Raw genomic sequence first — 24,279 nt, 5'->3', positions numbered from 1 at the left:
GATCATGAGACCGGCCTTTACTCTCCTCATCTTTCTTGGGCTTGTGGCTGCGGCTGCGTTGACCGGCATGAGCTTCCGGCCCGGCGCGTGGTACGAGGCGCTCGCCAAGCCCGACTGGACGCCGCCGAACTGGCTGTTCCCGCCGGCGTGGACGGTGCTCTATGTGATGATCGCCGTCGCAGGATGGCGGGTTTTCGAGAAACACGGCTTCGTGCCGGCGCTGATCGTGTGGGCGGTGTCGTTGCAGCTCAACGCCGCGTGGTCCGTGCTGATGTTCAAGGAGCATCAGATCGGTCTTGCGGCGGCCGATATCGCGGCGCTGTGGCTCTCCATCGTGGCGTTCATCGCGCTGACGTGGAAGACGAACCGGGTCGCGAGCGTCCTGTTCGTTCCCTATCTGGCGTGGGTCAGCTACGCAGCGGCGCTTAATTTCGCCATCTGGCAGCTCAATCCCAACGCGCCGGTTTAAGCCTCAGGATTTGACTTAGGCCGCAGTCTTCTGAGGCGCGGCCTTGGGGTCCCATCCGGCGACGGTGGCCAGATCCGCTTCCGTCTTCCAGCGGCCGACTGCACCGCCCATCTCGCCGACGGCGGTGTTGTCCTTCAAGATAGCATCGTACTCGCTGCCCGAAATGAGCCGGAAGCCCATGGCCTCGATGGTGGGTGTGAAATCCTTGCCGTCGTTGAGAATGTACCCCCATTTGGCGAGGTGATAGTTCAGCACCGCGAAGCCCATCTTGGAGGTGTCGCGGGCGAGGCTGAACTGGGATTCGGTGACGAAGATGCGGCCGATGGACAGGCCGTAGCCGCCGCCGACCAGCTTGCCGTCGGCGTCCCATACCTCGAACGAATGGGCGTGGCCCTGATCGAAGAGGTCGGCGTAGAGCCGCATGATCTGCGGCGTGATCCAGGTCAGCGAATGCTTGTTATAGCTGCGGTGGCCGGCGCAGGCGGTGATGACATCCTCGAACGCCTGGTCGAACGTCACCCGGTAGGTGGACTTCTTCATGTCGCGGCGCAGGCGCTTGCCGATGTGATGTTCGCCGTAGAACAAGACCATGCGCTGCTTGCGAGTCCACCATTTCAGCGGGCCGCAGTGGCACCACGCAAAAAACCCGTTGCGGCCGGCGGCGAGCACGGTCTCTGCGGAGACGTTGCGGCAGATACCGCCGAAGGTGTCGGGCGCCGCTTTGGTGTGCGCTCGGTCGGGTACGCGCGTGCCGCCGCGCAATGCATCGGCCGCCGTGTGCACGACGAGATGGGGAAATGCGGCGACGCGGCTCGGCATCAGGGCATACGCCGCGCCGAGCACCCAACGCTGGGCCCACGTGTTCCAGCTCTCCGTGAACAGCGCATCCCGACGCGCTCCCACGGTGGATGCTTGTGCCTCGATGGGCGTTGCGGTCATTTCGACGGAGGGTGTCGTCGTGTGGGACATCATACTTTTTCGTCCTCTAGGTCTCGGCCGGGATATCTCGAGTTACCTACGTACCAAGTATCTCTCGTTAGTTCGTGACCGGGGACGATCTGGACGGGAGACTTCGGCGACGTGGTTAGGAATCTCTGAAGAGCGTTGCGTCTGCGGTCGCGCCGGGACTGCCCTCAACGGACCATGGGCCGACACGATCGGTGTCGTGTGCGTGCTGTCTCAGGAGTTCCTCGTACTCGGTGCGAGAGATCTCGCGATAGCCGGCATTGGCCAGAACCGGCGTGAAGTCCCTGGCATCGACCAGGGCAAAGCCCGCGGTCTCGAGGTGGGCATATAGCGCGGCGGCCGCGAGCTTGGACGTCTCGGGCTCGAGGCTGAACATGGATTCGCCGATGAAGACGCGGCCTATGGCAACGCCGAAGCCGCCGCCGACGAGGCCGCCATCCGCGTTCCAGACCTCGAACGAGTGGGCGTGTCCCTGGCGGTGCAACTCGGAGAACAGGTGGAGGAAACGAGGCGTGATCCAGGTCAGCGAATGCCAGTTGTAGGCCCGGGGTGCGCTGCAGGCGAGGAGCACGTCGTCGAAGGCGGTGTCGAAGGTGACGCGGTATCGGCCGGATACAATGAGGCGCTTGAGCTTGCGGGACACGTGCAGCTCCGGGAAGAACAGCACCATGCGTTTGCTTCGCGTCCACCATTTGAGGGGGCCACAATGCGCCCACGGGAAGAAGCCGAGGCGCAGGGCGGCGAGGTAGGTTTCGGGCGCGAGCTCCCGCACCACGCCGCCAAACGTGTCAGGGCGGGATTTCGTCCGGTTTTGATCCGGTACCAAGGTTCTGCCGCGGACGAGATCGACGGCCGTCCAGAGCAGGAGGTTCGGCAGGCTCGCAATTCGTTGCGGCTGCAAAGCGTAAGCGATGCCGAGGAGCCACCTTTTGGCCACGGCTACGGGTGTTTCACGCAAGGGGAGGATCCCTGCGGACATGCCAATGCCCTTGTCCCGGGCCGCGGAAATCGCGCCGGGTCCGGCTGGGATGAGGGCTCGGCGATGGGCCAGCATGACGTGGACTATGCCTTCCAGAGGTGAAGGAATGGCTAGGGCATCGCAAAAGTCGCGCCAGTGCGGCCGGGCGGGCTCGACCCTGCGGCTTTGGTGCGTTCGTGGCCCGCTTGACGCTCGGGGCGCGGGGTGGTCTACCCCCTTTTTGCCGACCGGGGCGCGAGTCCCGGTGCCTCGGGAGTGACGAATCCTCCATGTCCTCGACCGTCCTGATCATCGACTTCGGCAGCCAGGTGACGCAGCTCATTGCGCGCCGCGTGCGAGAAACCGGGGTCTACTGCGAAATCCATCCCTTTCAGAGTGCGGCCGCGGCCTTTGCCAAGCTCAAGCCGGCTGCCGTCATCCTTTCGGGGGGGCCGTCATCCGTCCCGGAGGCCGGGAGCCCGCGAGCGCCGGAGGCCGTCTTCACCTCGGGTGTTCCGGTGCTCGGCATCTGCTACGGCCAGCAGACGATGGCCGAGCAGCTCGGCGGCAAGGTGGAAAGCGGGCATCACCGCGAGTTCGGCCGCGCCCTGCTTACGATCGCACAACCGAGCCCGCTGTTCGAGGGTGTGTGGGCGGAGGGCGAGCGTCATCAGGTCTGGATGAGCCACGGCGATCGCGTCACGCGGTTGCCCGCCGGATTCGAAGTCATCGCGACGAGCGAGAATGCGCCGTTCGCGGTAGTGGCGGATGAAGCGCGGCGCTTCTATGCCGTGCAGTTTCATCCCGAGGTCGTGCATACGCCGGGCGGCGAGAAGCTGATCCAGAATTTCGTGCATCGCATCGCCGGTCTCAAGGCCGACTGGACCATGGCTGCCTACCGGCGCGAGATGGTGGAGCGCATCCGCAAGCAGGTCGGCACGGGGCGCGTGATTTGCGGTCTTTCGGGCGGTGTCGACAGCGCGGTGGCGGCAGTGCTGATCCACGAGGCGATCGGCGGTCAGCTCACCTGCGTGTTCGTCGATCACGGGCTGATGCGACTTGGCGAGGCCGAGCAGGTCGTCGGCCTGTTCCGCGATCATTACAATATTCCGCTCGTGCATGTGGATGCGTCGAAGCTTTTCCTCGATGCGCTCGCCGGCGTGTCCGATCCGGAAAGCAAGCGCAAGGCGATCGGCAAGCACTTCATCGACGTGTTCGAAGCTGAGGCTGCGAAGATCGGCGGCGACTCCTCGGCGGGCGCTTCAGGTGCCGACGCAGCACCCGCGGAGTTCCTGGCGCAGGGCACGCTCTATCCGGATGTGATCGAGAGCGTGTCGTTCAGCGGCGGGCCGTCGGTCACCATCAAGTCGCATCACAACGTCGGCGGACTGCCGGAACGCATGAACATGAAGCTCGTCGAGCCCTTGCGCGAGCTGTTCAAGGACGAGGTGCGGGCGCTCGGGCGCGAGCTCGGGTTGCCGGAGGCGTTCGTCGGGCGGCATCCGTTTCCCGGCCCCGGCCTCGCCATCCGTATTCCGGGCGAGGTGACGGTCGAGAAGCTCGATATCCTGCGCAAGGCAGACGCGATCTATCTCGAGGAAATCCGCAACGCCGGGCTTTATGACGCGATCTGGCAGGCGTTTGCGGTGTTGCTGCCGGTGCGCACGGTCGGCGTCATGGGTGATGGGCGCACCTACGACCACGTACTGGCGCTGCGCGCGGTGACGAGCGTCGACGGCATGACGGCCGACTTCTTTCCGTTCGACATGGGGTTCCTCGGGCGAGCCGCGACGCGCATCATCAACGAGGTGCGCGGCATCAATCGCGTGGTCTACGACGTGACCTCGAAGCCACCGGGCACTATTGAGTGGGAATAGCTCGCCTCTGGCAAGACCGAGTGGGAACAGCTTGCCTCCGGCAAGACTGAGTGGGACTAGCTTGCCTCCGGCAAGCGCGTTCCGTCCGTGAGGCTCATGCATGACACGCTCATATCCGCCGCTGCCGCCGGGGTTTTCGCTCGTGCCGCCGGGCAAGCTCGCGAGCGCGGTGACCTGTCTCGAAATGCGGGACAAGCCTTCGCCGGCCGTCGCGGATGACGCGAGCGGCCTGTCTCTGCAGCGCCTCGATGCATCGGATCTCCAGGCCTATCGTCGTCTTTTCCGTTCGGTCGGGGAAGACTGGCTGTGGTCGTCCCGCCTCGCGATCACGGACGAGGCGTTGCGTGCGGTCGTGCGGAATCCCAAGGTTGAGATCTACGTGCTCTCGGATGGAGGGCACCAGATCGGGATGCTCGAGCTCGATTTCCGGGAGCCAGGGGAGTGCGAGCTCGTCTTTCTCGGCGTGGTCAAGCCGGCGATCGGCAGGGGAGGAGGGAGTTTTCTGATGCGGCAGGCGCTCGCCCTTGCGTGGGCTCATCCGATCCGGCGCTTCTGGCTGCACACCTGCCACTTGGATCATCCGAAGGCGCTGGCGTTCTATCAACGCTTCGGGCTTCGTCCCTACGCGTTCTGGGTCGAGGTTTTCGACGATCCGCGCATCACCGGCGAGCTGCCGCGTACGGTGGCGCCCCATGTGCCTATTCTGGACTAGGACCTGCTCTCTTGACCAACGCTTAGCGCTTCTGAGGATACTCCTCGCGATGACAAAGAAATCGATTGCAATCTACGGGATCGTGAACTGCGACACGATGAAGAAGGCGCGCGCGTGGCTCAGCGAGCACGGGATCGACACCGCGTTCCACGACTATAAGAAAGAGGGCATTGATCGTACGCGTCTCGAGCGGTGGTGCCGTGCCGTGGGCTGGGAGGCTCTGCTCAATCGCGCAGGGACAACGTTCCGAAAGCTTCCGGATGCGGACAAAGTCGATCTCGATGAGAAGAAGGCCATCGCGCTGATGCTTGCGCATCCGTCGGTGATCAAGCGGCCTGTGCTGGAGCTCGGCGGTGCGAAACTCCTCGTGGGTTTCAAGCCCGACATCTATGCCGCCTCATTCAGGGCGTGAGCGCTCGGTCGGCGATTGCGCGAATGGCTTTTTTACGCTCTTTGGTTGCGTGTATTGGGAATTCGGGCGGGATGCCGCGCCGAGAACGTCGAGTGGCGGGTCAGTCGTGAATGTTTCCCTTTTAAAGCGCGTGTCAGCGGTTGCCGTCCTGGCCGCGCTGGTTCTCGCGAGCGTCGTGCATTTTCGTGCGGAAGGCGAGCCCGATATGCCCCCGCTTCCGAAAGATCAAGATGATGTCTATGCGTACTACAAGCTTGGGTTCCTGCCCGATGGGATGCCCGGCCGTCGTACCTCTGATGGGCTCGTCGCGCATCCGATCTATGGGCCCTACGTGATTGCCGATTACATCAGGCAATGGGACCGGTTTAAGGAAGATCGGTTTCTGCGTGCCGCGCGTCGCGTCGCCGACGCTGCGCTGAGTAGAATGGAGCGCCACGAAGGAGCGCTTGTGTTCCGCTATCCAGCGGAGCTGTCTAGCTTTCCCGCCGGGAAATATTCCGGCCTTACGCAATCTCGCTATCTCGAAACTCTGCATCAGCTGTATCTGGCGACCAGCGATCCGGCTTACCGCGATGCCTCCGAGCGCGTGCTCGCAAGTCTTTCGGTGCCCACGAGCAAGGGTGGGGTGTCGCGACAAGTCATGGGCGGAGCAACCATCGAGGAATTGCCGCTCGAGGCGATGGGCACCTACACGCTCAATGGATGGCTCACGGCGATGATTATCGTCAGTGAGTATGCCGAGGCCACAGGCTCGGCGCAGGCGAAGGAGATATTCGCTCGCAACGTCGACGCTTTGCGTGAGATGCTGCCACTTTTCGACATACCGGAGATCGCCAACAGCCGCTACAAGCTCGCGGGAAAGACCAAGATCAGAATCTTGTTCAAGGATGCTGGCCGAGTTGAAAGCGCGAGCATCTTCGTTCCTGGAGAGGGCAAGATGCCCATCGTGGAAACGAAGGATCATGGCGGATGGAACAATTACTTCTCAAAGAGCAGTGACTCGTCGGTGACTGCCAATGTGCTCGTGAACTATATCTCCACGCCACGCCCTAACGAACTTCACGTCACGTTGGGGGCAGACAAGGAGACGACAGCCGAGGTTCAGATCCGGAAGCACGTCTACACGGTTCAAAGCGTTTCGTCCGATAATGAATGGCAGACGATCGCGACGTTGCCGGCAGGTCCGAATTCCCGTTTGGCGACGGTCGAGCTTCCTTGGAGCGAGCTTGGCGACGTGATCCATCCGACGTTGTTCAGCAAGAAGCTCGCCGGCAAGCTCTACAACGTCTATCACTACATGCATATCTCACTGCTTGAGAAGCTGGCGTCGAAAACGGGCGAGCCGTCGTTCGCTTCCTATGCTGCGAAATGGAAGACGTATGCCGCGATGTGGCCGGGCATGCCGCTTTATGCAAAAGCGGGTGTTGAACTCGCTCCGTACTGAATGCGCTGAGACGGAGCCAAAAAACAAGAGACGGGACAGGTGTGCGGGGCCTGTCCCGTCCATTGACGTGCCCTCCGCGACTCGAAGTCCTTCGGCGGGACGTGGTATGCGGCTCGATTGCCAACGCGGGGACATAGGCATTCGGACCGCACTCAGAGCAAAACGGAAATCCGCGTCGTTTATTCCGGCAAATCGGAGTGTGTGGGCCAGAATTTATCCCACCGGCTCAACGGCTCGCGGGAAATCTCTTTGAGTACAGATCGTTGGCGTGAGCCGATTGGGGCGCTTCTGCTCGCTTCCGGCGCTTGGTCAGGTGCGACCAACAGGGGCTCCCATTTTGTACCAATCGGTATAATTTGTACCGACTGGTACAAATTCGGAGAGTGCCCATGTCGATCATCGCCCCGCCGTTCACGCGTGAAAGCGCCATCCAGAAGATCCGTCTCGCCGAGGACGGCTGGAACAGTCGCAATCCTGAGAAGGTATCGCTCGCCTATACCGAGGACAGCCAGTGGAGAAACCGCTCCGAGTTCGTAAAGGGACGCGCCGAGATCGTCGCCTTTCTCACCCGCAAGTGGGCCAAGGAACTCGACTATCGTCTGATCAAGGAGCTTTGGGCTTTCACCGGCGACAGGATCGCCGTCCGTTATGCCTATGAGTGGCACGACGACAGCGGCAACTGGTTTCGTTCCTACGGCAACGAGAACTGGGAATTCAACGCGGCCGGGTTGATGCAGCGGCGGTTCGCATGCATCAACGATCTTCCAATCAAAGAGCAGGACCGGAAATTCCACTGGCCGCTCGGGCGGCGTCCAGACGATCACCCGGGTCTCTCCGATCTCGGTTTGTGATGCGCGCGAATCCCAGGGGATTTTGATTTGGCCCGCACGATCAATGAACGCGCCGATGTCGTCCCGCTCATAGCCGAGGTGTTTCGTGAGTTCGGCTATGAGGGGGCGTCGCTCTCCCGGATCACCGAGAAGACGGGCCTCGGCAAGGGCAGCCTTTATCACTTCTTTCCCGGCGGGAAAGAGGAGATGGCGACGGCTGTGCTCGCCGACGTCGATCAATGGTTCGAACGCTTCGTCTATGAGCCGCTGAGACAGGATGATCCCGCGAGTGCCGTTGCCGGGATGTGGGCGGCCGTCGATGGCTATTTCCGATCGGGGGGGCGTGTCTGTCTCGTGGGTGCCTTCGCACTCGATGGCACGCGGGACATGTTCTCGGATGCCATCGATGGGTATTTTCGCCGCTGGATCGAGGCGTTGCGCGATGCCCTTGTGCGACACGGACGCGGGGACAAGGCTGCGACGATGGATGCCGAGGAAGCCGTTTTCGGAATCCAGGGTGCGTTGGTTCTGGCGCGCGCCTTGCGCGATCCCAGCCTCTTCGGCCGGGCGCTGAAGCGGCTTCAGCTCCGGCTTGGCGTTTAAGACGGTACTGCCGCGACTGCTTCTTCCCGTGCGCGTTCCTGGCGGCCGAGCCAGGCGCCGGTTGCGGCCCATCCGAGCGCGAGCCCCGTGCCGATGATCATGGCGATGGCGGGGTGCTCGGCGAAGACATCGAGCCCACGTTTGACCCAGCCGCCGATGGCATCGCCGCCGCGGTAGACCACGGTGTCGATAAAGTTCTTGGCTTTGTATTTTTCCTCGGGCTCAGCCACCGTGTAGAGCATCTCCCGGCCCGGGCGCACCAGGGCATACTCGCCGACCCTGCGCACCACCATGATCACCGCCAGTACGGCGAACACGGGCGCGGCGGCGAGCCACAGGAATCCCGCGGCCATCACGAGCGGCACAGCAACCAGCAACGTGCCGATGCCGAAACGGTCGGCGATGCGTCCCGTCAGAAAAACCTGCACGAAAATGGTCAGCGATTGTACGAGGGTGTCGATCAAGCCGAACACCTGCGTCTGGCGCGTCTTGTCGGGGAAGGTTTCGGCGACGAGGCGGGCCTGCTCGAAATAGAGAAACGTCGAGACAACGGCGAGCAAGACGACGAACAGCGCGATGGCGGCAAGGTAGCTCGAGCGGACGACGGCGCTTGCGCCGGCGAAGGGATGACCGCCGAGCGGCGCGTTGCGGGGTGTGCTCCCGTCGTCTCCCGGTGCGGGGTTCATGTCGCGCCAGCGATGCAACCACATGGCGGCGCCGGCGCTCAGCAGGAGAAGGACGGCGGCGAGCAAGAGCAGCCCGGCGTGGCCGATCGGTGCCACCAGCAGCGTGCCGAGAATGGGTCCGGTGAGCCCCCCCGCGCTTGCGCCGCCCGCGATGATGGCGAACAGGCGCTTGGCTTGCTGCGCGGCGAAGAGATCCGCCAGCACGCTCCAGGCGAGCGATATGGCCAGCAGGTTGAAGACCGAGAGCCAAATGTAGAAGGCGCGCGCCATCCAGACATCGTCGGGATTGGCCAGGAAGGCGGCGGCGAAGCCGACGAGGTTCAAGGCGAAGAAGGCATAGGTCCAGGTGACGATGCGACGCCGGCTGGCCTTCGAGGCGATCCATCCGAAGACGGGGAGCGCGACGAGCGTGGCGACGAAGGTCCCGGTGAAGAGCCACTGCAGGTTCTCGACGCCACCGGCGATGCCCATGGTCTCGCGTACGGGCCGCAGCATGAAGTAGCCTGTGAACAGGAGAAAGAACATGCCGGCGCCGGCGAGCACCGCAGGCCACTCCTCGCGTGTGATCCTGAAGAGGTCTGCAACGCGGATGCGCTCGGCAGGATGTGCGGGCTGCTCCATCGTCACGCCAGGGCCGCGACGAGGGACGCGCGCTGGTCTTCCGTGAGGTCGGGGCCGAGCCCGGCTTTCAAGTTGTCCGCCTGGCGGTGGGGTTTGCCGGTGGCGGGGATCACGACCGTCACGGCCGGATTGCTCAGCGCGAATTTCAGGAACGCCTGCGCCCAGGAGGTGATGCCGGCGGCCGCGGTCCAGTTCGGCAGCGGCTTGTCCTTCACGCGGGCGAACAATTTTCCGTCCTCGAACGCGCGATTGATCATGATGGCGATGCCGAGATCCTTGGCCAGCGGGAAGATGCGCTTCTCCGCGCCGCGCGTGACCACCGAATAGTTGATCTGCAGGAAGTCCGGCTTCTCGGCTGCGACGATGTCGGCAAGCTCGTCGTGGGCGTATTCGAGATAGTGGGTCACGCCGACGTACCGGGTCCGGCCTTCGGATTTGAGCTCGCGGGCGAGCGCGAGCTGCGTCTTGAGATCGCCGAGGTTGTGAACCTGGAGCAGCTCGACCTTGTCGGTCTTCAGGCGTTGAAGCGTGCTTTTGAATTGGGCGCGGCCGGCTTCTCGACCGCTGACGCCCGAGAGCTTGGTGGCTATCCAGGCTTTCGGCCGCAGGCTCTGCTCGGCGATCAGCGCGCCGAGTACGTCCTCGGCATTGCTGTAGGTCGGTGCGGTGTCGATGACGGTGCCGCCTCCCGCGAAGAATATCTTCAGCACCTCTTTCAGTGCCGTATATTCCTCGCTCCCAACCGCGACCTCGAAACTGCCGGAGGTGCCCATGCCGATGACGGGGATCTTCTCTCCGGTGGACGGAATGGCCCGCATGGCGAGGGCGCCCTCGGTTGTGGATGAGGCACCGGCATGCGCCGTCCGTTGCCAAGCGGCGAACGCGAGCGCAGCGGACAAGGCGGATGCGGAGCCCAAGAAACTCCGGCGGGTTTGCATCGACTGCATGATGGCCCTCTCCCGTCGCAAGATCGATGCAGACGGATATAGGTGCTCCGGCTCGTGCCCGCCAATCCGGTGAATTCCCGAGGCTCGCCGTGCTTGCGCGCAAAAAAGTGGCCCCCCAGCGGGGAACTGGGGGGCCGACCGTGTCATGAGCGCCACCAAGGCGGTTGGGGGGAAACCGCAGTGGCGCTCGCTCACACTAGAGCGCGGGGGTAGCGGCTCTAGCGGACAGTGGGAACAGCGGGGAGGGCGCTTTGGTTCCCACGGGTCGGACCTTAAACTTTTGTGAGGTGCGCGCTGTCCCTTGGGGAACAGGGCAAAAGAGCGAGGCAGCGGCCGTCAGAATCCGTGGCCTACGGCCTCGTGTGACACATTAGTCGAGGTCGGCGACTTCGACGGTGGAGCCGCCGCGCATGCGCTGGGCGAGCGTTGCCTCGATGAAGGGATCGAGGTCGCCGTCGAGCACCGTGTCCGGGCTCGAACTCTGTGTTCCGGTGCGCAGATCCTTCACCAGCTGATAGGGCTGCAGAACATACGAGCGGATCTGGTGGCCCCAGCCGATGTCGGTCTTCGCCGCCTGGTCGGCGGAGGCTTTCTGCTCGCGCCTTTTCAGCTCCAGCTCGTAGAGACGCGCCTTGAGCCGCTTGAAGGCGATGTCCTTGTTCTGGTGCTGCGAGCGCTGCTCCTGGGCGAAGATGACGATCCCGGTCGGCTTGTGCACCAGCCGTACTGCGGATTCGGTGCGGTTGACGTGCTGACCGCCGGCGCCGCTCGAACGGGCGAAGCTCACCTCGACGTCCGCGGGATTGATCTCGATGTCGATCGTATCGTCGATCACCGGGTAGACGGTGACGGAGGCGAAGCTGGTGTGGCGGCGAGCGTTGGAGTCGAACGGCGAAATGCGGACCAGCCGGTGCACGCCGGCTTCGGTCTTCAGCCAGCCGTAGGCATTCTCGCCTTCGATCTCGAGGGTGGCCGATTTGATGCCCGCCTCTTCGCCCGGACTCTCGTCGATGAGCTTGACCTTGAAGCCGCGGCGCTCTCCCCACCGCATGTACATGCGGGCCAGCATCTGCGCCCAGTCCTGGCTTTCGGTGCCGCCGGCGCCGGCATGGACCTCGACATAGGTATCCATACCGTCGGCCTCGCCCGATAGCATGGCTTCGACGCTCTTGCGCTGAACCTCCTCGTCGAGACGCTTCAACGCGCCTTCGCCTTCGGTGACGGTGGCTTCGTCGTCCTCGGCTTCGCCAAGCTCGATCAGGGTGAGATTGTCCTCGAACTCGCGCTCCAAGCGGCGAAAATCATTGAGTGAGCGTTCGAGCTGCTGGCGCTGGCGCATGACTTTCTGGGCCTGCGCGGGGTCGTTCCAGAGCGCAGGATCTTCTGCGCGCCGGTTGAGATCGGCTAGGCGTGCCTCAGCCTGATCCGGGTCAAAGAGACCTCCTCAAGAGGACGAGCGCCTCTTCGATCGAGGTCACGACTTTTTGCGCTTCAGCGCGCATGGCTGCCTCCCAGCGTCGACAATATCGGGGATTGTTGGCTGACATATAAGACCCGCGCCGCCGACTGTAAACGCGGCGTGGCGATGCACCGGGCTTTCGTCCACGGCGCAAAGCCTTTACGTGGCGCGAGGAATCCTCACCAAAGGCCGCCGGGGCTGCCGCTGTAGCCCGGCGAAGCGGAAGGGGCGGGACGCCAGGCGTCGCCCGAGGGCCTCGCGTCCGAGCTCTGTGCGTAAGGATCGGTGAAGCCGATGACGGAGTAAGCGTCGTCCGGCTCCTCGTCCGATTTGAACGCCTCCAGGACCGCGGTTGTGTCCTCAGGCGCGGCGCGCAAACCGGTTTTGAGGCTGACGCGCACCAGCTTGATGCCGGGCGGCATGCGGAACGGCACAGGCGGCTGATCGGCAAGAGCCTCCTGCATGAAAGCGCCGAAAATGGGTGCCGCCACGGCGCCGCCGGTGTTGCCCTTGCCCATGGCCTTCGGCGTATCGAAACCTACGAAGACGCCGACGACGAGATCCGGCGTGTAGCCGATGAACCAGGCGTCCTTTTCCTCGTTGGTCGTGCCAGTTTTGCCGGCGATCGGACGGTTCAGCTTCTTGAGCGACGTCGCGGTACCGCGTTGAATGACGCCCTCCATGATCGACGTCATCTGGTAGGCCGTTTGAGGATCGACGATCTGCTGGCGATCGTCGGGGATGTCGGGCTCCTCCTGGTTGGCCCAATGGTCCGCCGCGCAGCCGGTGCATTCGCGGGCGTCATGGCGCCAGACCGATTTGCCCCAGCGATCCTGGATGCGATCGATCAGCGTCGGGCGCACGGTCTTGCCGCCGTTGGCGAGCATGCAATAGGCGGTCGCCATGCGGAGCAGAGTCGTCTCGCCGGCGCCGAGCGACATCGAAAGCACCGGCAGGAGGTCATCGTAGATGCCGAACCGGCGCGCGTACTCCGTGATGATCGGCATGCCCATGTCCTGGGCGAGGCGCACGGTCATCTGGTTGCGGGACTTCTCGATGCCGACGCGCAACGTCGAAGGGCCGTGGCTTTCGTCCTTCTCGTAGTTCTGGGGCTTCCAGATATCCTGACCGGGGCCCTGCTCGATCTCGATCGGCTCGTCGAGCACGATCGAGGTCGGCTTGTAGCCGTTGTCGAGGGCGGCCGCGTAGACGAACGGCTTGAACGAGGAGCCGGGCTGGCGCTTGGCCTGGAGCGCGCGATCGAATTGGCTCATGGCGAAGGAGAAGCCGCCGGAGACGGCGAGCACGCGGCCCGTGTGCGGGTCCATGGCGATGAGGCCTCCGGAGACCTCCGGGATCTGCATCAGCGACCAGGCGCCGGCGAGGTTGGCCTCGTCCTTGGGAGCAACATAGATGACGTCGCCGGCGGAGAGCAGGTCGGATATCTGCTTTGCCTCGGTACGCTTCGGGGTCTTCGCCCACTTGATCTCGTCGAGCGTGATCTCGACGGCGTGGCGCTCCTCGGTCAGCTTGCCGTCCTGCTGGCGCGCCGGTTTCAGCCCGACGACAGCCTTCGCCTTCTCCATCGAGAGCACGACGCCGAGGCGCCAGGGTGCAATGTCGGGGGGAGCGTCGACAGCGCCCAGCGGCACGCCCCAGTCGCCCGAGACGTCGATCTTGCTCACCGGGCCGCGCCAGCCCTGCTTGCGGTCGTAGGCGATCAGGCCGTCGATCAGGGCCTTGCGGCCAATCTTCTGCAGGCGTGGATCCAGTGTCGTGCGCACGGACAGGCCGCCCGCGTAAAGCTTGGCCTCGCCATAGGCGTTGAAGAGCGAGCGGCGCACCTCCTCGGCGAAGTATTCCGCTGCAAAAATGTGCGCGCCGCCCGGACGGATGTTGACGGTGAGCGGCTTGGCTTTGGCCTCGGTCTCCTCTTCGTCGGTGATGTAGCCGTTCTCGGCCATCTGCCCGATGATCCAGTTCCGACGCTCGGTGGCGCGCTGGGTCTGGCGGAAGGGGTGATAATTGTTGGGCGCCTTCGGAAGGGCTGCAAGATAGGCGGCCTCCTCGACGGTGAGGTCCTTCAGCTCCTTGTTGAAGTAGGCGAGACCGGCGGCGGCGACGCCGTAGGCGCCGATGCCGAGATAGATCTCGTTGAGATAGAGCTCGAGGATCTTGTCCTTCGAATAGGCGCGCTCGATGCGGATGGCGAGGATCGCCTCCTTGATCTTGCGGTCGAGGGTGCGGTCGCTGGTCAGAAGGAAGTTCTTGGCGACCTGCTGGGTGATGGTGGACGCACCTTCCGTGCGCCGGTCGCTGCCCTGGATCTTGCTTTCGACCATCTTGAAGACGGCGCGGGCGATGCCTTGGACGTCAAGGCCGCCGTGCTCGTAGAAGCGGCTGTCCTCGGCCGAGAGGAAGGCGGCGACAATGCGCTTCGGAATGGTGTTGATCGGCACGAAGATGCGCCGCTCGCGCGCGTACTCGGCAATGAGCGAGCCGTCGTGCGCGTGGATGCGCGTCATCACCGGCGGCTCGTAGCTGGCAAGGCTTTCGTAGTCGGGCAGATCTTTCGATGCCCGCCACAGGACGTAGCCCGCTCCGGCCGAGCCGACGAGGAACACCACGACAAAAGCCGCGAAGCTCCAGCCGATGAAGCTCAAGAGCAGGCTCTTGCGCTTCCGGGTGCGCCTCCGGGGCTCCGGGTATGGTGGTGGCAGTGGTGGGGCTCGCATTCCGCCTGGGTCCGCTCGACCGTGTTCAGGTGCAACTGGTGTCTCGGCGCACTGCTATTGCACTGCAGCAACCCGTGGATCAAGCCCGAACATTAACATGGAATGTGGCAGTACGTCGTCCATAAACCCGGGATTTCCTAAACGCTAATTTGTCAATGAGAACGGGCCTGTGGCGCGCCCTGCGGCAGGGCGTCCCGGGAGGGCCGGCCGGCGCTCAGGGGCCGGTCGAGCCGGCCGTGCGCCTCGAGAAGTAGCTGTCGATCGCTGCGGTGATGGATCCCGCGATCTTCTTTCTCCAAGGCGGCGAATTGAGCAGCTTCTCGTCTTCTGGATTGCTGAGGTAGCCGAGCTCCACCAGAACCGAGGGCGCATGGGTCTGCTTCAGGACCTTGAACGCGGCCGCGCGCTGTGGCTCGCGGGCGAGCGGGGTCGCCGCCTTCAGCTTGCGCACCAACGCATTCGAGAAGTCGGCGGAAAAGTTGGCGGTCTCCCGTTTCATGAGATCGAAGAGGATGCTTTTCACCTCATCGTCGCCTTCGCTGTCGGCGACGTTCAGGCCGGCGACGAGGTCGGAGGCGTTTTCTTTCTCGGCCATGCGGCGGGCCTGCTCGTCGGAGGCGCGCTCGGAGAGCGTGTAAATCGTCGCTCCACGAACGGTCTGGGCTCCGTTCTCGGCCGAGAGCGAATCCGCGTGCAGCGAGATGAAGAGATCAACGCCCTGCTTGGACGAGAGCCCCAGGCGCTGGTCGAGAGAAACGAATACGTCGGACGAGCGCGTCATGTGTACGTCATAGCGGCCGGTGGATGTCAGCTGGCGACCCAGCTCCTTACCGACGGCCAACACGACATCTTTCTCCAGCAGGCTCGACGCGCTAACGGCGCCGCCGTCGATTCCGCCGTGGCCTGGATCGATCATGATGACGGGTTTGCCATGGCTTTTGGGCTTCTGGGGCTCCTGGGTCGCGGCAGGCGGTGCGGCAGCGGGGTCTTCGGCTGCCTTCGCTGCTCCGGTGCCAACGCCGAAACTGGCCGGATCAGTCGTCACCATGTCGAAGGCAAAGACGATCCCTTTGCCTTGCGCTGCCGCGGTCATGGCTGCGCGCTCGATGCGGACCGGGCCGGTCGTGTCGAGCACCACGCGCGCCTTCTTTTCCGCAAAGAGGCCGTAACGGAACGCGCGGACCAAACCGCTGCCGTTCTGTCCGGTGCCGTCGGGAAGGCGAAACTCGACGTCGGGGAGGTCGATGACCACGCGATAGGGATTGGCCAGGGTGTAGATCTCGGCTGGAACGCCCAGCGAGAGGTCGAGCTGGAAGGTGGTCCGGTGCTGGTCGCCCGACAGGCTGGCGCGCGTGGCGGAGGCTGTTTCGTTCGCCAGGGCTCCCGCGCAGATCCAGACATGCATCAGCACCGCGACGGCAACACGCGCCGCCTGCAGGCCCACAGTTCCGGCCCTCATTTGCATCCCCGGCAGCACGCGGCCCCTATCGCGTTCGTGAGCAAATTATCACGTAGGCGCTACAAGTTAGGTCATATTCGGGCGAATTCCGCAAGTCTGCGGCTTTTCATGGCGCTGTCGCCTACAAACATGCTTGCCACACTGTCGGCGAACCCGTACAAAATCAAACTGCATCGTGTTCGAGTACGTCCTCTTCGCGCGAGAGTTCAGTCGGCAGCTGACTGCTCGGTCTGGTTGAAGACCGGTTTCATGTCAGCCCGCAAGTCCCCCGAAGCGGACGATGCGCACGGCCTGACAACGGCAGCGCGTGCTTCGTGACCGGCTACATCTTTGCCCAATGTTCCCGCATGCGGGTCCGGGCTCGTGGTGTTCCGAGCTGCGTTGCCCCAGCGTCCAGGTCCGAGAGCGGTCTCGCTCACGGTGCAGCTTGCCTGACCTGGCGCCGCGAAAGGGGTGCCGCAGGCGGGCAGGACACGTGTTCCTGCCGAGCGAGGGCGATACGCCCGACGACGGTCGACGCTGTCCTCATGTGAATCCGGAACGTACTTGGGCGCTCGTGCAGCAAAAAAGCCGCGCACGCGCCGGGGGAACGCCGGGCACCGCTTTCTGCCGACGCGCACCAGCCCACGCGCTCCGGATCAATTGTTCGAGGCCATATTCGTCCACATGCAGATCGACCGCACATTCCTGCCTTTCGCCTCCGAGCCCACAACGGCTCGCGGCATCGCGCAATCGGACACTCCGGTTGTGCACGGAATGCGCGCCCGTAGCTTTTTCGCTCAAACCCCCATCCATTCACCCACAACAAAGGCGCGCGCCACGACTAGGCCGCAAGTCGCCTCCGGCCGTCTGGCCGGTTCCGGTGGTTCGGCCCACCGGCGCGCAAAGGATAAAAACACATGGCACCAAACAAGATGCTTATCGATGCCACCCACCCCGAAGAGACGCGGGTGGTGGTTCTTCGTAACGGACGTGTAGAGGAGTTCGACTACGAGAGCGCTGCCCGCAAGCTCCTACGCGGGAACATCTATCTGGCAAAGGTTACGCGCGTCGAGCCGTCGCTGCAGGCGGCGTTCGTCGACTACGGCGGGAACCGCCACGGCTTTCTCGCCTTCAACGAAATTCATCCGGACTACTATCAGATCCCGATGGCCGACCGCCGGGCGCTCCTCGAGGAGGAGGCGCTGGCCGAAGCCGAGGAGGAGGCAGCTGCCGACGCACGCGCCGAGCGGCTGGCGCGCCGCCGGCGTCCCGAGAATACCAGTCGCGGATCGGAGGCTTCAGGCGATGACGCGCCCCGCGCCGACGACGAGGATAGCGACGCCGACGAGCACGGCGAGGACAGCGGCCTGGTCGACGTCCATGACGACGACGATCATTCGGACCACCACGACGATCACCACGCCGAGGAGGACGATCGTCCGCACGTGATCTCGGAAGCCGTCGAGCGCGACGAAACGCTTGTCGAGGAGGTTGCTGCGCCGGAAAGCGCGGGCGGCTTCGAAGGGGCTGATGACGCCTCCGCGACCGACGACGACCACGACGAGCCCCATGCCGAGGATGCGGCTCCGGAGGCCGCGGCTGCATCGGCGGGTGCCACTTCCGAGGCGGCTCCCGGCGAAGGTGGAGAGGGCGGGGTGCAGGTTGTTGCCCGAGCCGCTGCCGAGCCGGAGTCTGTCGAGAGTGCCGGGTCCGAAGACGCTCTCGAAGAGCTGCCCTCGCGTCCGCGCCGACGTCCGCGCAGCTACAAGATCCAGGAAGTCATCAAACGCCGCCAGGTCATTCTGGTGCAGGTGGTCAAAGAGGAACGCGGCAACAAGGGTGCGGCGCTCACGACCTATTTGTCGCTTGCCGGCCGTTACACGGTGCTGATGCCCAACACCGCGCGCGGTGGCGGCATCTCGCGCAAGATCACAAATCCGCAGGACAGGAAGCGCCTCAAGGCTATCGCGCAGGAGCTCGAAGTGCCCGAGGGCATGGGGCTCATCATCCGCACGGCGGGTGCCTCGCGCACCAAGCAGGAGATCAAGCGCGACTTCGAATATCTCCTGCGCCTGTGGGAGAGCGTGCGTGACCTGACGCTCGAATCCACGGCGCCGAGCCTCGTCTACGAGGAAGGCAATCTGATCAAGCGTTCGATCCGCGACCTTTACAACAAGGACGTGGAGGAGATCGTGGTCGCGGGCGAGCATGCCCACAAGGATGCGAAGGACTTCATGCGCATGCTCATGCCGAGCCATGCCAAGAACGTCATCCCGCACCAGGATCCGGAACCGCTGTTCACGAAGTACGGCATCGAGCGCCAGCTCAATGCGATGTTCAATCCTTATGTGACGCTCAAGTCCGGCGGATACCTCGTCATCAACCAGACGGAAGCGTTGGTGGCGATCGACGTCAACTCGGGCAAGTCGACGCGCGAGTTCTCGATCGAGGAGACGGCGCTCAACACCAACCTTGAGGCGTCGGACGAGATCGCGCGCCAGCTCAAGCTACGCGACCTCGCCGGCCTGATCGTCATCGACTTCATCGACATGGAGGAGAAGCGCAACAACCGCGCCGTGGAACGCCGTCTCAAGGACGCGCTGCGCTTCGACAGGGCCCGCATCCAGCTCGGGCGCATCAGCCACTTCGGTCTGATGGAGATGAGCCGCCAGCGCTTGCGTTCGGGCGTGCTCGAGGGTTCGACCTCGCAGTGCCCGCATTGCCAGGGCACCGGCATCATCCGCTCGACGGAAAGCGTGGCACTTGCCGTGTTGCGCGCCATCGAGGATGCGCTGATGGCGGGCGCGCGCACGTCGCTGGTCGCGACCACCACGTCGAGCGTCGCGCTCTATATCCTCAACAACAAGCGCCACTTCATCAACGAGATGGAGGTGCGCCAGGGCGTGTTCGTCACCGTGCAGGCGAGCGACAAGCTGCAGGGCGCAAACTTCCTGATCGAGAAGGGGCATGCGGCTCCCGTGGCGGCACGCCGTCCGGATCGCGCTGCCGTCAACATGGATTGGGGCTTTGCCGGGGAATCGGCCGAGGCCGACTCGTCGGAGGTCGAGGCCGAGGATGACGAAGCCGACACGCAGGTCGGCACGGAGTCGCGCTCCGAGCATCGCGGGCGAGGGGACGAAGGTCGCGGCGAAGGCGGCCGGCGCAAGCGCCGCAGACGTGGCCGTCGCGGCGGCGAAGGTCGTGGCGATGGGCGCAACGACGGGCGCCGTGGCGATCAGGCTGCGCAGCCTTATGACGACGAGTTCGCCGAGGATCACGAGGGACCGGTCGAGGCCGGCGGCAACGGAGATGCCGCCGAAACCCGCGACGAGTTCCATGAGGACGATGCTCCGCGCGCGGCGGACGGCGAACGTGAAGGCGCAGGCGGCCAGCGCAATGGCGCGGGCGGTCAGCATGATGGTCACGAGGACGGCAATGGCGGTCGCCGTCGCCGTCGCGGCCGTCGCGGTGGACGGCGCGGGAGAGACCGGGCTCGCCACGAGGGTGAAGTCGGCGCGGGCGAAGCTGGTTTTCAAGCTGAAGACGCCGGCGAAGCGGACGGCCAGGAGACAGCTGCCGGCGAGATCAGCCAGAGCGATACGGCTTCGGAGCGGAGTGGGGGTGAGCCGCCTGCGGCGCGCGAGCCGCGTCGCCGGGGTTCCGGGCCGCGCGAGGACGATGGACGTCGCTCGCGTCCGCAGCGTGAAGCGCAGCCGGCTGCGCCTGCGGCCGCGGCTTCGCCGCCGGCGAGTTCCGAGGAGCGCGAACCTGCGGTCGAAGAAGGAAGCACGGTGCTGGCGCGGGTCAGGGCTCGCCAGGCCGCATCTGCCGAGCCCAAGCTCGAGCGGGTGGTGGTGTCGCCGGATCAAGCCGGAGGCGCAGATGCGAACGGCGAGGGACCGGCGAAGCGCGGCTGGTGGCAGCGCCGTCTCGGCGGCTGACTGCATTGGATCTTAGGTTCATAAGACGAAGGCCGGGCTCAAAAGCCCGGCCTTTTTCACATTTTGATTTCACTGTCGCCGCTCAACGTGCGGCCGGCGCGACAATTTTTCTCGTTTCGCTTTCCGGCGCTAATTTTTCTAGCGATATCAGGAGTTCTACGTATTCGCGGTCGGCTGCTGCTGCCGGATGTCGCGGAACTCGTCTCATTTTCACCATAACCCGCTGGTGACTGCCGCTGGTCATGTCGAGTGATCGGGGGGCCGCAGCATGCAAATCCAGCGCCCTGCTGGATAACGCGGTGATCCTTCACATGATGTCACGTGGATGAATTTTGTCTCGTTCGACTAATTGTCCTCGCATGACTTGAAGTCTTCCGGATGCGGAGCCGGGTGGGTCTTTGGCTCTGTTTGACAATTCCGGAACTAGCAAGACATCAAGGGAGTCTTTCATGAGTAAGCCTATTATTGCTGCGGTGCTGGCTATGGGCGCTGCCGCCTGCCTCTCCGCGCCTGCCGAAGCACGGGTCGATCACGGACCGATCAGCTCGCTTTACGAGAACGATGGACGGGCCAGCGCGCGTCCGCAGCGTGCCAAGAAGCAGGCGACCGCGCGGCGGACCGGTACGTACCGGAAGTCCGCAAAGCATCGCGGTACCGGCAAGTACGCTGCCGGTGGCAAGAAGAAGTACGCATCGAGCGGCGCCAAAAAGCAGCTTGCGGCTCGTGCCGTGACGGCCAGCCATTCGGGTGGCGGCGGAGGCGGAGCCTCGCGCGGCTGCCTGCAGGCGTCGGCGCGTGCGCTTCTCGATCGCATCGAGGCCCAGTTCGGGCCGGTGAACGTCATCTCCACCTGCCGCCCTGGCGCACGCATCGCCGGAAGCGGCAAGCCGTCGAAGCACGGCTTCGGCCTCGCCGTCGATTTCGAGGCGGGCGGCCGCAAGGCGGCAATCGTCAACTGGCTGCGCGCCAACCATCACGCGGGCGGCACCATGACATATGCCCGCATGAGCCACATCCACGTCGACATCGGTCCGCGTTTCGTGTCGCTCGGTGCCGGCGGCGGCCGCCGCAAGGGCTAGGCTATCGGAAGGGGGCGTGCACGCGTCCCCTTTCTCTTTCCCGCGTCAGACGACACCGGCTGCGACCGGTGGCTGTGAACATCACAGCCGCCGCGTTTTCGTCTGCCTTGCGTGAGTGCCCTGCCCGTGGCGGCATGACGCTTCGTGTTTGATCAAGCTCAGGGTTTCAGCCGCGACCAGCCTTTGATGCGCTGCGCAGCCTCTGCCATGTCGCTCGTGGTTCCGGCGTACGAAAAGCGCAGGAAGCGGTGGCCGCGCCGCTCGTCGAAATCGAGGCCCGGGGTCACGGCCACGCCGATCTCGTTGAGCATGGCGGTCGCGAAGGCGCGGGAGTCCCCGGTGAAGGCCGAAACGTCGGCGTAGAGGTAGAAGGCGCCGTCCGCCGGTGCGAGTTCCGTCAGCCCGGATTGTGGGAGCGCTTCCAGCAGGAGCGCGCGGTTCTGCGCGTAGACCTCGCGGTTGCGTTCCAGCTCGGCTGAATCCCGGAAGGCGCCGAGGGCTGCGACCTGCGAAACGGCGGGTGGGGAGATGAAAAGGTTCTGCTGCAGGCGCTCGACGGTGCGGACGAGGGACGGCGGCACGACCAGCCAGCCGATGCGCCAGCCCGTCATGGCATAGTATTTCGAGAAGCTGTTGATGACGACGACGTTGTCGGAAACGGCAAGGGCGGTGGTGGCAGGAGCCTCATAGGTGAGGCCGTGGTAGATCTCATCCGAGACGAACCAAAGGCCGTGCTCGTCGCAAAAGCGGACAAGCTCTGCGAGGCGCGCGGGCTCGATCATCGTGCCGGTGGGGTTGGCCGGGCTCGCGATCAGGAGGCCGTCGAGGGCCTGGTCGCGATGCAGGGCAGCTAGCGCATCGCGCGTCGGCATCCAGCGCGTTTCGGCTCCAGTCTCGATCAGCGGCGTTGCGCAGCCGAGTGCCGACAGAATATGGCGGTAGCAGGGGTAACCCGGAGAGGGGAGCGCAACGCGCGCGCGGGCGTCGAAGAGCGCCAGGAAGGCCAGGATGAATGCTGCGGACGATCCCGTGCAAACCACGACCCTGCTTTCGGCAACATCGATGCCATAACGCTCGCGATAGCTCGCGGCGATACGCGCCCGCAATGGGCCGATGCCGAGCGCGGCAGTATACCCCAAAGTATCTGTCTCGAGGGAATTACGGACGGCGGCGAGGGCCGCTTCCGGGGCGCCGGTGCCGGGCTGGCCGACCTCCATGTGAATGACGCTGCGTCCTTGAGCTTCGAGATCCGCCGCGGCGCGCATGACGTCCATGACGATGAAGCTGGCGATGTCACTGCGCTTTGAAGGGGCGCGCCCGCCGAGGGCGGTGCCGTCTGATGTCTCGTCCTGCAATGCCATCGATCCGCCTCGGGGCTCGTTCGGGCGCAAAGCGCCTTCCTTTGGCCGTATTGAAACTCGAAACCGACGCTGGCGCTTCGGCAACCGTTTCCGGCGCCTTGCAAAATCGGCTTCGATTGCCGTCTCCGCAGGGCTTATAGGGGGCCGCCGCAAGGCTGACCAGAGCTTCGCCCGCAGTCTTGCTTTGGCGGGCGCACTATGCCCATCTACTTCGTCCAGTCAGATGTCCGGAAGCTGTCCCGCGCGATCCTTTGAACGATCCATGAGCATGACGACATCCCAATCAAAGTTTTCTTTCCGCACTCTTCTGGTGGTCGGTCTCGTGGCCGGGATTTTCGCCGGACTCTGGCCTGCCGGCTCCGCGCGCGCCCAGGGATTGCCGCTCATTCGCGACACTGAGATCGAGCTTCTTCTCAACGACTACTCGCAGAGCATCTTCCGGGCCGCCGGGCTCGGCACGGGCCGCGTCACGGTCAGGATCGTCAACAACGAGGCCTTCAACGCGTTCGTCATCGACGGGCGCAACGTATTCATGCACACCGGCACGCTGATGCAGTCGAACACCCCGAACGAGGTGATCGGCGTGATCGCGCACGAGGCGGGCCATATCTCCGGCGGGCACATGGCGGCTTTGCGCGCGCGCATCGCCAAGGATCAAACACGGGCTCTGCTCATCCAGCTGCTCGGCATCGGTGCCATGATCGGGGGCGCAGCCTCGGGCAACCAGGAGGTCGGCAGCGCTGGGCAGGGCGTGATGATGGGCGGTAACGAGCTCATCATGCGCGGGCTCACGGCGGAGCGGCGCTCGCAGGAATCGGCTGCCGATCAGGCTGGCCTCAAATTCCTCGATGCGACGCAGCAATCCGGTCTCGGGATGCTCTCGACCTTCGAGCGCTTCGCCGGCCAGGAGCTGTTCTCGGACGCGCATCGGGATGCGTTCGCGCGCACGCATCCGGTGGCGACGGACCGCCTTGCGCGGTTGAGGCAGCTGGTGGAGACCAGTCCGTACTACAAAAACAAGGATTCCCCGGAGCTGCAGCTGCGCCACGACATGATGCGCGCCAAGCTCTCGGGCTACATGGAACCGCCATCGATCGTGTTCAACCGCTATCCGGCATCGGACACCAGCCTGCCGGCCAGGTATGCCCGCGCGATCGCCTCGTTCCGGCTCGGGGCCGGTGGGCTCGACCAGGCGCTGGCGGGAGCTGATTCGCTGATCCGCGACTATCCGACCAATCCCTACTTCTGGGAGATCAAGGGCGATTTCCTGCAGAAAGCCGGCCGGCCGAAAGAAGCCATCGCGCCGCTTCGGAAGTCGCTGCAACTCCACAAGGGGGACGCGCCGCTGGTCGGCGTGCAGCTGGCTCAGTCGCTTCTGCAAACCAAAGAGCCGCAGTTTTCGGACGAGGCCATCAATCTCCTGCGCAAGGCCGTTCAGCGCGAGCCCTACACTACAACGGCCGCCAAAACGTTGGCCCAGGCGTACTACGACAAGGGCTTGCTGCCTCAGTCCGAGCTCGCGCGGGCGCAGGGACTTTTCTACTTTGGCGCCGTAAAGCAAGCGCAGGAGTTCGCCAAGCGCGCGCAAGGCGGTCTTCAGCCCGGCTCACCCGATTGGGTGAAAGCCGACGACATCATCAACTACAAGCCGCAAACGTAACGTGATGCGAGCGCTTGTTCCCTGATCCTAACCGTAGAGCGCCGGACAGGCGTTGTTCGCGCGTCATGCACATGGAGC

The 24,279-nt window shown here is 64.2% G+C and carries 18 protein-coding genes; 10 read left to right on the top strand and 8 right to left on the bottom strand.

The features are described from left to right. The first annotated feature begins 4 nt into the window (after positions 1-4). Positions 5-469 (top strand): TspO/MBR family protein, encoded by a 465-nt coding sequence (locus QZV93_RS05060; protein WP_295556506.1) that lies wholly within the window; start codon positions 5-7, stop codon positions 467-469. A 15-nt stretch (positions 470-484) separates the two neighbouring features. Here the strand turns inward: QZV93_RS05060 and QZV93_RS05055 are convergent, their stop codons facing one another. Further along, entirely contained in the window at positions 485-1,441 is a 957-nt protein-coding gene (locus QZV93_RS05055; protein WP_295556504.1) for a leucyl/phenylalanyl-tRNA--protein transferase, read from the bottom strand. A 112-nt stretch (positions 1,442-1,553) separates the two neighbouring features. Next, positions 1,554-2,414 carry a leucyl/phenylalanyl-tRNA--protein transferase gene (aat, locus tag QZV93_RS05050; protein ID WP_295556503.1) on the bottom strand — a complete coding sequence of 287 codons (861 nt, stop codon included), beginning with the start codon at positions 2,412-2,414 and terminating at the stop codon, positions 1,554-1,556. A gap of 269 nt (positions 2,415-2,683) precedes the next feature. Between aat and guaA the strand changes: the two genes are divergently transcribed. The 6 genes from guaA to QZV93_RS05020 all read left to right on the top strand — a co-directional run bounded on the left by guaA (position 2,684) and on the right by QZV93_RS05020 (position 8,271). Next, complete coding sequence (gene guaA, locus QZV93_RS05045) at positions 2,684-4,270, top strand: glutamine-hydrolyzing GMP synthase (protein ID WP_295556502.1); 1,587 nt, start codon at positions 2,684-2,686, stop codon at positions 4,268-4,270. Positions 4,271-4,370: 100 nt separating this feature from the next. After that, positions 4,371-4,982 carry a GNAT family N-acetyltransferase gene (locus QZV93_RS05040; RefSeq protein WP_295556501.1) on the top strand — a complete coding sequence of 204 codons (612 nt, stop codon included), beginning with the start codon at positions 4,371-4,373 and terminating at the stop codon, positions 4,980-4,982. 49 nt (positions 4,983-5,031) lie between these two features. After that, on the top strand, positions 5,032-5,394 hold the full coding sequence (locus QZV93_RS05035) for an ArsC family reductase (protein WP_295556500.1): 363 nt from the start codon (positions 5,032-5,034) through the stop codon (positions 5,392-5,394). 106 nt (positions 5,395-5,500) lie between these two features. Next, the gene (locus QZV93_RS05030) at positions 5,501-6,838 is read left to right on the top strand and encodes a D-glucuronyl C5-epimerase family protein (RefSeq protein WP_295556498.1); all 1,338 of its coding nucleotides are present in this window, start codon (positions 5,501-5,503) and stop codon (positions 6,836-6,838) included. 389 nt (positions 6,839-7,227) lie between these two features. Next, positions 7,228-7,689, top strand: a complete 462-nt coding sequence (locus QZV93_RS05025; RefSeq protein WP_295556496.1) for a nuclear transport factor 2 family protein — start codon at positions 7,228-7,230, stop codon at positions 7,687-7,689. A 27-nt stretch (positions 7,690-7,716) separates the two neighbouring features. After that, positions 7,717-8,271, top strand: a complete 555-nt coding sequence (locus QZV93_RS05020) for a TetR/AcrR family transcriptional regulator (protein ID WP_295556495.1) — start codon at positions 7,717-7,719, stop codon at positions 8,269-8,271. Here the strand turns inward: QZV93_RS05020 and QZV93_RS05015 are convergent. The 5 genes from QZV93_RS05015 to QZV93_RS04995 form a co-directional block, all read right to left on the bottom strand. Continuing rightward, positions 8,268-9,578 carry an MFS transporter gene (locus QZV93_RS05015; protein WP_295556493.1) on the bottom strand — a complete coding sequence of 437 codons (1,311 nt, stop codon included), beginning with the start codon at positions 9,576-9,578 and terminating at the stop codon, positions 8,268-8,270. The genes QZV93_RS05020 and QZV93_RS05015 overlap by 4 nt on opposite strands. A 2-nt stretch (positions 9,579-9,580) precedes the next feature. After that, positions 9,581-10,525, bottom strand: a complete 945-nt coding sequence (locus QZV93_RS05010) for an aldo/keto reductase (protein ID WP_295556491.1) — start codon at positions 10,523-10,525, stop codon at positions 9,581-9,583. Positions 10,526-10,895: 370 nt separating this feature from the next. Then, a protein-coding gene (gene prfB / locus QZV93_RS05005) for a peptide chain release factor 2 (RefSeq protein WP_295556490.1) occupies positions 10,896-12,027 on the bottom strand; the annotation gives its coding sequence in 2 pieces (ribosomal slippage) (positions 10,896-11,957 and positions 11,959-12,027; 1,131 coding nt in all). Positions 12,028-12,163: 136 nt separating this feature from the next. Beyond that, a complete protein-coding gene (locus tag QZV93_RS05000; RefSeq protein ID WP_295556488.1) occupies positions 12,164-14,719 on the bottom strand; it encodes a penicillin-binding protein 1A in 2,556 nt (851 codons plus the stop codon). A 214-nt stretch (positions 14,720-14,933) separates the two neighbouring features. Next, positions 14,934-16,178: an N-acetylmuramoyl-L-alanine amidase gene (locus QZV93_RS04995; protein ID WP_295556486.1), complete on the bottom strand. Its 1,245-nt coding sequence runs from the start codon at positions 16,176-16,178 to the stop codon at positions 14,934-14,936. 899 nt (positions 16,179-17,077) lie between these two features. On the opposite strand from QZV93_RS04995, the gene QZV93_RS04990 reads away from it, so the two are divergent. Both QZV93_RS04990 and QZV93_RS04985 read left to right on the top strand, forming a co-directional pair. After that, positions 17,078-20,101, top strand: a complete 3,024-nt coding sequence (locus tag QZV93_RS04990) for an Rne/Rng family ribonuclease (protein WP_295556485.1) — start codon at positions 17,078-17,080, stop codon at positions 20,099-20,101. A 449-nt stretch (positions 20,102-20,550) separates the two neighbouring features. Next, a complete protein-coding gene (locus QZV93_RS04985) occupies positions 20,551-21,180 on the top strand; it encodes a D-Ala-D-Ala carboxypeptidase family metallohydrolase (RefSeq protein ID WP_295556483.1) in 630 nt (209 codons plus the stop codon). A 158-nt stretch (positions 21,181-21,338) separates the two neighbouring features. Here QZV93_RS04985 and QZV93_RS04980 read toward each other — a convergent pair whose 3' ends face one another. Then, a complete protein-coding gene (locus QZV93_RS04980; protein ID WP_295556482.1) occupies positions 21,339-22,541 on the bottom strand; it encodes an aminotransferase class I/II-fold pyridoxal phosphate-dependent enzyme in 1,203 nt (400 codons plus the stop codon). A 268-nt stretch (positions 22,542-22,809) separates the two neighbouring features. Here QZV93_RS04980 and QZV93_RS04975 point away from each other — a divergent pair, with 268 nt between their 5' ends. Next, on the top strand, positions 22,810-24,201 hold the full coding sequence (locus tag QZV93_RS04975; RefSeq protein WP_295556481.1) for a M48 family metalloprotease: 1,392 nt from the start codon (positions 22,810-22,812) through the stop codon (positions 24,199-24,201). Positions 24,202-24,279 lie beyond the last annotated feature (78 nt).

Source organism: uncultured Hyphomicrobium sp., assembly GCF_902826555.1.
In the GTDB taxonomy this organism is placed as follows: Bacteria; Pseudomonadota; Alphaproteobacteria; order Rhizobiales; family Hyphomicrobiaceae; genus Hyphomicrobium_C.
This window is presented reverse-complemented; position numbering and strand designations above follow the sequence as displayed.